Below are 12,353 nucleotides of genomic sequence, written 5' to 3' on the forward strand. Positions count from 1 at the left end.
AGTGTAAAATGACAGATCGAATTTATGATTATAAAAAAGAAAAAACAAGGAGACTATTCAAAAAGATAGGGTTTATTGTTTCAATACTGGTGATACTCGCTATAGCCTTTTCAATTGCATTTGATTTGTTTTTAGAGCTTATCCAGATAAGAGAAATCGGCAAAAACTTTGTAAGTGTATTCTGGAAGAACCTGTATGTAAAACTTTCAGTGCAGATTATTTCATTTGTGTTTCTGTTTGTTGTGTTTTTCATAAACAATGCAGTTATCAAGAAAAACATCGAAAGAATAGTGGGAAAAATCAGTTTTCTCAAAAACAACATTCTTAACCTGATTGTTTCTGCCTTCCTGGCACTTTTGACAAGCAAATATTTGGAGAATAATCTCTATATCAAGTTTTTGACACTAACTCATTCAAAACCATTCAACATAAAAGACCCAATATTTAACAGAGATATAGCATACTATGTATTTGAAAGGCCATTTTTTTTATCAATAGTAAACTTTTTGTTCTTTTTGATGATATTTGTATGCATCTACACAGCAGCAATATATATTGTGCTTTACAGTTTTACTTTTGTTAGCAGGGTAAATTCGTGGGGTGTGCTTTCTGATAGAAGAGTTAAGTCTCACATATTCTTTAGTCTAATCCTCATCTTCACAGTTAAAATCTTTACTCTCAAGTATGAGATGGAGGGGCTTTTATACTCCTTCTTTGGCGAAGTTGTTGGTGTTGGATATACTGACTATTACATTAGAATGAACTATTTCAGGCTTTCGTATATAGTTTTAGCAGCTGTTATAATACTCAGCATCTTCTTCTTTTTGAAAAAAAGATATTCGGATATAGGCAGGGTGATGCTATCTTACGTTGCATTTGCAGTTCTGGGGACTGTGGTTTCTGCAGCTTTTCAGTATTTTGTTGTGTCGCCAAATGAGCAGGTATATGAAAGACCATTTTTAGAAAGAAACATTAAGTTTACCCGCCTTGCTTACAATTTAGAAAACATTGATGAGAAGTACTTTCAGGTAGATACTTCGAACAACATAACATCGGACGATTTGAAGCAAAATGTTAGCACAGTTGAAAACATAAGGATTACAGATTACCCAACTACTTTAGACATTCAAAACCAGATTCAGCGTTTTAAACAGTATTACATCTTCAATGATGCAGATATTGCAAAGTACACTATAAATGGCAGGATAAAGTCTGTATTCATATCAGCAAGAGAGATAAACTACGACGGCATTCCAACAAAGACTTATATAAATCAGAGGTTCCAGTATACCCATGGCTATGGTGTTGTAATGAGTCTGATGACAGAAGTGACACCTGAAGGACAGCCAAAGTTTATCATAAAAGACATTCCGATAAAGAGTTTAGATGGTGCGCCAGAGGTAACACAGCCACGCATATACTATGGAGAGAAGACCGACCCGTATGTCATAGTCAACACAAAGGTGGATGAGATTGACTATCCGGAGGGTGACTCAAACAGGCTTTTCAGATATGACGGCAAAGGTGGGATAAGGCTTACACCTTTAAACAGGTTAATCTTTTCATATGTCTATAAAGACTTTAGACTTCTTGTTTCAACAGCAATAAACTCAAACAGCAAAATACTCATAAATAGGAATATAATTCAGAGAGCAAAGAAGGTTGCGCCATTTTTTGACTATGACACCGACCCGTATATATTAATTGACGGCAGGGGACATTTGGTCTGGGTTCTGGATGCGTACACAAAAACAGGTTACTATCCCTATTCAGAGCCTGCCGGGGATGGCTTCAATTACATTCGAAATTCAGTAAAGGTTTTAATTGACGCTTATAACGGGACGCTAAAGTTTTACATTGTGGATAAAACCGACCCGATTGTTAAGGTATACAGGAGTATCTATCCTGACCTTTTTGAAAAAGGTGACATACCTGAGGATATTGCCGATCACATAAGATACCCTGAGTATATCTTTAAGGTTCAAGCAAGCATTTTGAAAAGATATCATATGACAAACCCGAATGTATTTTACAACAAAGAAGATTTGTGGGATTTTGGTAAGCACAAAACACCGGATGGTTCAATTGACTATATTCCGCCGTATTACAGTGTTATGAAGCTGCCGGATAGCCAAAAAGAAGAGATGATTTTGATGGTGCCATTTACTCCACTGAAGTATAACACGATGATTGCGTGGCTGGCAGCAAAAAGTGACAGAGAGAATTATGGAAAGCTTGTGCTATATAAATTTCCCAAAGGTTTGACCGTTTATGGTCCGCTCCAGATTGAGAACATGATTGACCAGGATCCGCAAATATCAAAGGATTTGTCGCTTTGGAATCAGGGCGGCTCAAGAGTTATAAGAGGGAACCTATTGGCACTGCCAATCAACCAGAAGATTTTATACATTGAGCCAATTTATATTGCCTCGGACAATACCTCTGCTCTGCCTGAGGTAAAAAGGGTAATTGCTGCGTGCAATGGCAGAGTTGTTATGGGAAGTAGCCTGAATGACGCACTGTCGCAGCTTGTCGGGCAGCAGGTTGAAGTGGAGAATCAAAGTAATCAGCCTTCGCAACAGCAGGAGAATACCCCTCAAACTTCAACCTCTGCAGAGCTATCAAAGATAAAGTCATTGTTTGAGGATGTAAAAAAGGCTTTGCAACAGGGCAATTGGGAAGAGTTTGGGAAGAAGTTCAGAGAGCTTGATGATGAGATGAAAAATATTAAATAAATCTGTGAGAAAACTAAAAAGGCTTTTGGCTTTGCCTTATTTGCCAAAAGCCTTTTTCTTTATAAACAGAAAATACACAGGGACACCGAGTAGAGTGATTAGTATTGAGAATAGGGAATCTGTTGTATTTGAAAGTATGTTGTTAAGATAGAAAAATCTTTTCAATCCACTTTTAAAATAGAAACTTTTATGCTACAATATCATAGTTAAAATATAACTTTATCAAAGATGACAGAAAACAAATTCAAAATAAATCTTTTTGAGGGAGGATTAGAATGGAGTTCAAGATTGAAAAAAAAGGCACAAACAGGGCTGTGATTGAGGTTGAGGTTGAGCCTGAGAAGTTTGAAGAAGGTTTGCAAAAGTCCTATTTTAAAAATGCCAGGTATTTTAAAATTCCGGGTTTCAGACCTGGCAAAGCTCCAAGGTCACTCATTGAAAAAGCTTATGGCGAAGAGGTATTTTATGATGATGCAATTGACTATGTTTTGAATGAAACATATCCAAAGGTAATAGAAGAGAGCAAGCTTGAGGTTGTATCAAGACCTGAGGTTGATATAATTCAGGTTGGCAAGGGCAAAAGCTTTATATACAAAGCTGAGGTGTATATCAAACCTGAGTTTGAGCTCGGGCAGTATAAAGGAGTTGAAATTAAAAAGATTGAATATCCTGTTGCAGAGGAAGAGGTTGAACACGAGCTTGAGCATTTAAGAGAAGAAAATGCAAGATTCATCTCTGTTGACAGAGAAGTTCAAAATGGTGATATTGTCACAATCGACTTTGAAGGATTTGTTGACGGTCAGCCTATTGAAAATGGAAGCAGCCAGGATTATGAGCTGACAGTCGGGGCTGGCACATTTATTCCGGGATTTGAAGAGCAGCTAATTGGCATGAAGAAAGGTGAAGAGAAGGAGATTGAAGTTGTCTTCCCTGAAGACTATCAAAATACAGACCTTGCCGGTAAAAAGGCAACCTTCAGGGTAAAGGTTAAGGAGATAAAAGTCAAGGAGCTTCCTGAGCTTGACGATGAATTCGCAAAGGATGTCAGTGAGTTTGAAACACTGGAAGAGCTGAAGGAAAGTATCAGAAGCAGGATAAGAGAGAAAAATGAACAGAGAGCAAAGGATGAGATGATAAACGCAATCTTGGAAAAGATTGCTGAAAATACCCAGATAGATATTCCTGAACCCATGATAGAAAATCAAATAAACTACTATATAGAAGATGTTGCACGAAACCTTCAGTACTTTGGTATGACCTATGAGAGATATTTAGAAGCTATTGGCAAAACAGATAAGGAGTTTAGAGAGCAGTTCAGAGAAAGAGCAACAAAAGCTGTTCGAAACAATCTTATATTGGAAAAGATTGCAAAGGTGGAGAATATTCAGGCAACAGATGAAGAGCTTGAAAAGGAATTGGAAAGGCTTGCAAGTATGTACAACATGGAAGTTGAAAAGTTTAAAGAAAGACTTTCGGAAGATGATATTGAGTATATAAAAGAGGGTATAATTCTAAATAAGGCTATAGATTTTATATACGAAAATGCTAAAATTATAACTGAAGAGTCTCAGGCTGAAAATGAAAATAAGCCAGAATAATTTTTAAAAAATTACACTTTTTTCTTTTGTAAAAGGAGGGGATGTGATTATGTCCGCACTTGTCCCGATAGTCATTGAGCAGACAAATCGTGGTGAAAGAGCATACGATATATACTCAAGGCTTTTAAAAGACAGGATAGTAATCTTGAGCGGTGAAATTACAGACGATATTGCTTCGCTCATTGTTGCCCAGCTTCTTTTTCTGGAGGCTGAAGACCCTGATAAAGATATCTACCTTTATATAAATTCACCGGGTGGTTCTGTTACAGCCGGGTTTGCAATTTATGATACCATCCAGTATATAAAGCCCGATGTATCAACAATTTGCGTTGGAATGGCAGCGTCAATGGGCGCATTCTTGCTGGCAGCTGGAGCAAAAGGCAAGAGGTTTGCCCTTCCAAACAGTGAGATAATGATACATCAGCCAATTGGTGGTGTTCGCGGTCAGGCAACAGATATAAAAATTCACGCTGAGTGGATATTGAAGATAAAACAGAGAATTAACAGGATTCTGGCTGAGCGCACAGGTCAGCCAATTGAAGTTATAGAGCGTGATACAGAGCGTGACTTTTTCATGACAGCCGAGGAGGCTTTAAAGTATGGCATAATTGACAGGGTGATTGAAAGACGCCCATAATCTTTCTTTAATCTGAGGTGATTCAAAGTTGGCTAAGTTTGATGAAAAGAAGACTTTAAGGTGCTCATTCTGTGGAAAATCTCAGGATGAGGTAAGACGACTTGTTGCCGGACCGGGAGTTTATATCTGTGATGAGTGTGTTGAGCTTTGCTCGGAGATAATATCCGAGGAGTTTGAAGAAGAGGAATACAATGAGTTTGATGATAGACTTCCAACCCCGAAGGAGATAAAAGAGTTTTTGGACCAGTATGTGGTTGGGCAGGACCACGCAAAGAAGATCTTGTCTGTTGCGGTTTATAATCATTACAAACGAATTTATTATCATGACAGCAGAAAAGATGACGTTGAGATTCAGAAAAGCAATATTTTAATGCTTGGACCAACAGGGTCAGGTAAGACTTACCTTGCACAGACTCTTGCAAAGATGCTCAATGTTCCTTTTGCAATAGCAGATGCTACAACACTCACCGAAGCAGGATATGTGGGTGAAGATGTTGAAAATATTCTGCTCAGGCTTATTCAAAATGCTGACTATGATATTGAAAGAGCTGAACGCGGTATAATTTATATAGATGAGATTGACAAGATTGCAAGAAAGTCAGACAACCCTTCCATTACCAGAGATGTATCTGGTGAAGGTGTTCAACAAGCACTTTTAAAGATACTGGAAGGCACAATAGCATCGGTTCCGCCACAGGGTGGAAGAAAGCATCCGCATCAGGAATTTATACAGATTGACACTACAAATATCCTCTTTATCTGTGGCGGCGCTTTTGAGGGTATTGAGAAGATAATTGAAAAGAGAATTGGTGAAAAGACTCTTGGGTTCAATGCTAAAATAGAGAGCAAAAAGGAAAAGAAGATAGGAGATATTTTGAGGCAGATAATGCCTCAGGACCTTTTGAAGTTTGGCATGATCCCTGAATTTATAGGTCGTGTTCCGATAATAGTTACACTGGACGCACTTGACAGAGAAGCACTTATAAAGATTCTGACAGAGCCAAAGAATGCACTTGTCAAGCAATATCAGAAGCTCTTTGCAATGGATGGTGTTGAGCTTGAATTCGAAAGGGAAGCACTGGAGGCAATAGCCGACAAGGCAATTGAGCGCAACACCGGTGCAAGAGGGCTTAGAGCTATTATGGAAGAGATCATGCTGGATGTTATGTTTGAGATTCCATCAAATGATAAGATAGAGAAAGTGATAATCACAAAGGCAGCTGTTTTGAAGGAAGATAAGCCTGTTGTAATAATAAATGAGAACAAGAAGGTGCAAAAAAAGCCAAGGCTTAAACAGCGCCTGCAGGAAAGAAGAGGAAATGTGTCTTAAACTGCAAATGAAAAAAGTATGTATGGCACAGATTTTGCTATAAAGAAGAAGGCTGGAAAACAAAAACCAGCCTTCTTCTTTTTGAATTTTTCAGCTTTAAAAGAAGGGAAAATTCAGTTTGTATAGAATTAAGTTATTATATAATAAAACCTCACAGAATATTTTGAAAAATTAAATGAAATGGGATCTTGAAAAGGTCCGGTGAGAAAATTTGTTAAATATAAGAGAATACCAGGAAGAGCTGGAAAGCAGGATTTTATCGCCATACGCAACCCTTTCTAAAAACACAAAAGGAAGACAGAGACCGGAGGCAAAATGTCAGGTCAGAACAGAGTTTCAGCGTGACAGGGATAGAATCATTCATTCAAAATCATTCAGAAGGCTAAAACACAAAACGCAGGTTTTTATCTCACCAGAGGGAGACCATTACAGAACAAGGCTCACTCATGCGCTTGAGGTAGCCCAGATAGCAAGGACAATTGCAAGAGCTTTAAGACTCAACGAAGACCTGACAGAGGCAATTGCGCTTGGACATGACCTGGGACATACACCTTTTGGTCATGCAGGCGAGGATATTCTGAACAGAATTACAACCTGTGGCTTTGCCCACAATGTGCAGAGCCTGAGGGTTGTTGACTTTCTGGAAGGCGATGAGGGGCTTAACCTTACATTTGAGGTAAGAGATGGCATTCTGAATCATGTATGGGGCAAAAATCCTTCCACCTTAGAGGGCAGAGTTGTTCAGTTTGCAGACAGGATTGCATATATAAACCATGACATAGATGATGCAATCAGAGCAGGGATTTTAAAAGAGGAAGATTTGCCGCAGGATTGTCTTAAGATATTAGGATTTTCAAAGCGTGAGAGAATTAATACATTAATTGTGGATATAATAAAAAATAGCATAGACAAGCCAGAAATAACCATGAGCGAGGATGTCTTTTTTGCAATGCAGAAACTGAGAGAGTTTATGTTCCAGAATGTGTATATTGGCTCTGAAGCCAAAAAGGATGAGAAAAAGGCTAAATATATTATACAGTCTCTGTATGAATATTTTATGTCGAATCCTGATACGCTACCTGACGATGTCAAAAAAGATATCGACAGATTTGGACAGGAACAGGCAATCATCGACTATATAGCCGGAATGACAGACAGGTACGCTATGCGCAAGTTTTATGAAATATTCTTACCTTCGCCATGGAATAAGCTTTGATTTTTGTCAAAAACGACAGAAGGTATTTTAAAAAATTTGTCGAAATAAAATTAAATTGTCTCAAAAAACATGAAGGTGAATATGATGTGCTGGAAAGAATTGTAGAGCAGGTTTTGAACAAAGTGGATATTGTTGATATTGTTTCATCTTATATTCCGCTAAAGAGGGTTGGGGTAAATTACAGAGCACTTTGTCCTTTTCATTCGGAAAAAACACCCTCTTTTTATGTCTCACCAGCAAAGCAAATTTTTCATTGTTTTGGCTGCGGTGTGGGCGGCAATGCTATTCATTTTGTGATGCGGATGGAGAATTTGACATTTACAGAGGCACTGAAAGTTCTGGCAGAGAAAGCAAAGATTGATATTAATTTATCTGACTCTAAGTTCACTAAAGACAGAGCTCTGGCAAAGCAAAAAGAAGAGCTAATCAATCTTCATCAGGACTGTTTTGAGTATTTTAAAGAGCAGCTTTATCTTCGCAAAAACATTGAAGCTGCGAAATATATAATAAAGAGGAAAATTGCAAAAGAAACAGCAAAGAAATTCGGACTTGGATATTGTCCGGAGAAGAATGACCTTTATGAAAGGCTTTCTAAAAAGTATTCCAAAGAAATTATTGATTTGAGTGGAATTTTTCTTGAGCGAAATGGAAAAAATTATTGTAGATTCGAAGGAAGGCTTATTTTTCCTATATTCGATACAATGAACAGGGTGATTGCATTTGGCGGGCGAATAATCTCTGATAGTTTATCAGCTCCAAAGTATATGAATTCACCCGACACTTTGATATTTTCAAAGTCAAGGATTCTATATGGTCTTAACATAGCAAAACAGAGCAGGGCAAATGAGTTTGTTGTTGTTGAAGGATATTTGGATGTAATCAGCCTTCATCAGGAAGGTATTGATAATGCAGTTGGTGTTCTGGGCACAGCACTCACCCAGGACCATAGCTTTCTTTTGCGAAGGTACAAAAATGAGGTAGTGCTCTGTTTGGACAGTGATGAGGCGGGGAAAAAAGCGGCTTTGCGGAGTGCTGATATACTGTATCAAAACGGGCTGATGGTAAGAGTCATGGAGCTGGAAGGTGCAAAGGACCCTGATGAGTACATCAGGAAGTTTGGAAAAGAAGCTTTTTTGCTTAGAAAGCAAAGCAGTATGTTTGTTATAGATTATAAAATAAAGGAGCTGAGAAACCAGTACGACCTGAACAGGTCAGACCAGAAGTTCAGATTTGTAAGGGAATATTTTGAGAAGATTTTGACTCCAATTTCAAACGAAGTTGAAAGACAGGAGTATATAAAAAAGCTGTCAGAGATGACAGGGATAGATGAAAATATTATAACAAGAGAATTTTCAAAGACTGCTCAAAGAGAAATCAGGAGAATAGAGAACATAAACTATTTCAGACAAACGCAGAAAAAGGCTACCCTGACAGATAGCGAGAGATTAAAAAAAAATGAAATCTATCTTTTATCTCTTTATATACAGTGGGCTCCGAGATCAGAAGAGATAAAGAGCCTTATTACAGAAGATGACTTTTACACAGAGGATATTAAGATTCTTTTCAGTAGTATAAAAAATCTGCTTGATGAGGGGATGGAGTTGAGCTATTCTATGCTTTTGAGCTTTATAACAGATGAGAATGTTCTATCTGAGCTGACAGGCTTTTCATCAAAAGGCTTTGAAGACTTTGAGACTGCCAGAAAGGCGATAGATGAGCTGAGACAGAACATAAAAGCGCATAGCTTGAAGCTTGAACTTGAAGAAGCACAGAGAAAGAACGATGCTGCAAGGGCTATTGAGATTCTAAATGAGCTCAGGAAACTCAAGGCAGGAAGGGAGGGTGAGGACAGATGACAGAACAAAACATTGGACAGAACAATGAAAATGTTATAAATCAACACAGCACCGAAGAAGCAAATGCTTCGATTCAGCCACAGCAGGACCAGAAAGTTGAACCTGAAAACAAAAATCAGGCTGCAAAGTCTTCAAAGAAGAGTTCGGAGGAGAAGAATAAAAATATAGAAGAAAAGAAAAACCTGATAAGGGAAAAGGTGCGTGAGCTCATTTCGCTTGGTCAGAGCAAGGGATTTTTGACGTATTCTGAGATTCAGGAAATACTTGATAAAGTAGAACTTGATGCCAGCCAGGTTGAGAATATATATGACACTCTTGAGAGTATGGGGATTGACGTTGTGGATGACAGGATTTCTGAAGAGGAGCTTTTGAAAGACGATCTGGAGAACCTGCCGGAAGGTATTGCAATAGATGACCCTGTAAGGATGTATTTGAAAGAGATCGGAAAAATTCCTTTGTTAACTCCTGAGGAAGAGATTGAGCTTGCAAAGAGAATTGAGCAGGGGGATGAAGAGGCAAAAAAGAGGCTTGCTGAGGCAAACCTGAGGCTTGTTGTTAGCATAGCAAAAAGGTATGTTGGAAGAGGAATGCTCTTTTTGGACTTGATACAGGAGGGCAATCTTGGGCTTCTGAAAGCTGTTGAAAAGTTTGACTATCGAAAAGGCTATAAGTTCTCAACCTATGCAACGTGGTGGATAAGACAGGCAATTACACGGGCAATTGCTGACCAGGCGAGAACTATTAGAATTCCTGTGCACATGGTTGAGACAATCAACAAACTTGTCAGGGTATCCCGCCAGCTTTTGCAGGAGAAAGGAAGAGAACCAACCCCTGAAGAGATAGCAAAAGAGATGAACATGCCTGTTGAGAAGGTGCGGGAGATAATGAAGATTGCACAGGAACCTGTGTCACTTGAGACTCCGATTGGAGAAGAGGAAGACAGCCACCTGGGTGATTTTATCCCGGATGATGATGCTCTTGCACCGTCTGAGGCTGCTGCACACTCTATGCTTAAAGAGCAGCTGATGGAAGTTTTGGATTCTCTCAACGAGCGGGAGAAAAAGGTATTGAAGCTCAGGTTTGGGCTTGAAGATGGCAGGGCAAGGACCTTAGAAGAGGTTGGCAGAGAGTTCAATGTCACACGCGAACGGATTCGTCAGATTGAAGCAAAGGCACTCAGAAAACTCAGACACCCAAGCAGGAGCAAAAAACTCAAGGATTTTCTGGAATAAAAATAAAAGTGGGCTATCCACTCATCGGGTAGCCCACTTGCTTTTTTGTTATTGAAGATGACAAAAACTCTTGCATTAAACTGCTAAAATAAATTATAATTATATCAAAAATATGCCTTAAAAGTGTATTGCTTGTCGAATTTTGTCGAAATATGTCAAAAAAATTAAAGAACAGGGGAGGGTAAGAAAGTGATTTTATGCCCTAAATGTGGTGCTGAAGTTGAAAAGGACTCTAAAATATGCCCGAAGTGTGGTGAAAACTTGGAACCCAGGATTTTGGAAAATGTCTCAAAACCTAAAAAAGAGTTCTTCCTGGAAAAATACTTTGAAGGTGAAGAAATAAAGACGTTTGAAGTTTCCAGCTTAAAATTCAGGTTGAACAAAAAATTATTACCGTGGCTTTATGGAATTGCAGGTGTTTTTGTTTTGATCATCCTTATTTTAGTAATTGGAAAATCAATTTATTCTCCAGACAAAGTTGTAAATGAATTCAAAGGAGCTGTTAAAGCAAATGATGCGAAAAAGCTTTCACAGATACTTGTTCATGAAACTTATGAACAGATTTCTCAGGACAGTCTAAAAGCTTTTTTGCAGTTGTGTCAATCAAAGCCAGAATACATAGACAATATTTATAAAGCTTTGGATGCAGCACTTCAGAAAATCTCAAATCCTTCTTCAGATGGAAGCAATAAATCTCTAACCGAGGCATTATCTGCTCTTTTGTCAGGTCAGGATTATTCTAATGATTTTGTATTAAAACCTGTAGGTAATGGCTTGATTTTCTTCACAAGGTATAAGATTGCAGCAAAAAATTATTTTTTGAAGATAAAGTGTGATACAAAAGGTGCAAAGATATACTTGAATGACAAAAACATAGCTACTGTTTCAGATCCATCACAAGAAATCTCAGTAGGTCCTTTGATTGCTGGTATTTATAAGATTAAAGCAGAGTACAAAGGCCCCTATTGTACATTGGAAAATATTGCCGAGAAGGTAATTTATAATAGATATTTTAGTAACGATAATCAATACACAGCTGAAGTGTATTTAAATCCACGATATGTGACAATTAAATCAGATTTTGATGAAGCTGAGATAATTTTGAATGGCAAACCGACTGGTGTTTTGGTAAAAGATGCGTCTGAATTTGGACCTGTAAGTGACGAAAGTGAGTTTAGTGCAAAAATAAAATTACCTTGGGGTGAAGTAACGACAGCTTCTGTAAAACTTGGCAGTTGGTCAAATAGTGTTACAATTCCCAATACACTTTCTACCGATGATACTAATAATTTAACATTCGACAAGGTTGCTTCTGTTATAAATGATTTTGAAAAATCTTATAGAACTGCTATGACATCTCAGGATTCAAATAAGTTTTTGCACATTTCAGATGAATTGAGGCAAATTTTTTCAAACAGAATTGAAGATTTAAAAGGTAATAATCAGAAGTATACAGGAAAAGTGACAAAAACTGAGTTTAATTTTAAGACATTGCAGCTGTTCAAAAATGAAGAAGGAAAAATAAGCATAAAAATTACAGCAAAAATCTATTATAAAGATACAATATATAACAGTGATGAAACGCCACCTCAGGATATTTCTGAAAAAGTAACTGGACAGGTTTACACGCTTGTTTGGGATGAAAGTGCAAAGAACTTTATTATTGTTGGAATAGAAGCTCCATGGTTTTATGATTGGCCTGAAGATGGTAAGATTAAAGAATACAAATTGGATGAAGGGAGTGTGTGA

General features: G+C 37.9%; 8 protein-coding genes. All 8 read left to right on the forward strand.

The genetic code is table 11. The features are described from left to right. The first annotated feature begins 8 nt into the window (after positions 1-8). The 8 genes from OTK00_RS02735 (at position 9) to OTK00_RS02770 (ending at position 12,353) form a co-directional block, all read left to right on the forward strand. Entirely contained in the window at positions 9-2,735 is a 2,727-nt protein-coding gene (locus OTK00_RS02735; protein ID WP_045170330.1) for a UPF0182 family membrane protein, read from the forward strand. A gap of 275 nt (positions 2,736-3,010) precedes the next feature. Beyond that, the gene (tig, locus tag OTK00_RS02740) at positions 3,011-4,333 is read left to right on the forward strand and encodes a trigger factor (protein WP_045170329.1); all 1,323 of its coding nucleotides are present in this window, start codon (positions 3,011-3,013) and stop codon (positions 4,331-4,333) included. Between the two features lie 49 nt (positions 4,334-4,382). Continuing rightward, complete coding sequence (gene clpP / locus OTK00_RS02745; protein WP_045170328.1) at positions 4,383-4,970, forward strand: ATP-dependent Clp endopeptidase proteolytic subunit ClpP; 588 nt, start codon at positions 4,383-4,385, stop codon at positions 4,968-4,970. Between the two features lie 28 nt (positions 4,971-4,998). Then, positions 4,999-6,300, forward strand: coding sequence for an ATP-dependent Clp protease ATP-binding subunit ClpX (clpX, locus tag OTK00_RS02750; protein ID WP_045170327.1), 1,302 nt, complete (start codon positions 4,999-5,001; stop codon positions 6,298-6,300). Positions 6,301-6,511: 211 nt separating this feature from the next. Further along, complete coding sequence (locus OTK00_RS02755; RefSeq protein ID WP_045170326.1) at positions 6,512-7,516, forward strand: deoxyguanosinetriphosphate triphosphohydrolase; 1,005 nt, start codon at positions 6,512-6,514, stop codon at positions 7,514-7,516. A gap of 86 nt (positions 7,517-7,602) precedes the next feature. Further along, positions 7,603-9,372, forward strand: coding sequence for a DNA primase (gene dnaG, locus OTK00_RS02760; protein WP_241765548.1), 1,770 nt, complete (start codon positions 7,603-7,605; stop codon positions 9,370-9,372). Next, positions 9,369-10,604: an RNA polymerase sigma factor RpoD gene (gene rpoD, locus OTK00_RS02765; protein WP_241765547.1), complete on the forward strand. Its 1,236-nt coding sequence runs from the start codon at positions 9,369-9,371 to the stop codon at positions 10,602-10,604. The genes dnaG and rpoD overlap by 4 nt, the downstream gene beginning before the upstream one ends. Before the next feature lie 189 nt (positions 10,605-10,793). Further along, on the forward strand, positions 10,794-12,353 hold the full coding sequence (locus tag OTK00_RS02770; RefSeq protein ID WP_045170324.1) for a zinc ribbon domain-containing protein: 1,560 nt from the start codon (positions 10,794-10,796) through the stop codon (positions 12,351-12,353).

This window comes from Caldicellulosiruptor morganii, assembly GCF_026810225.1.
GTDB classification, from domain to species: domain Bacteria; phylum Bacillota; class Thermoanaerobacteria; order Caldicellulosiruptorales; family Caldicellulosiruptoraceae; genus Caldicellulosiruptor; species Caldicellulosiruptor morganii.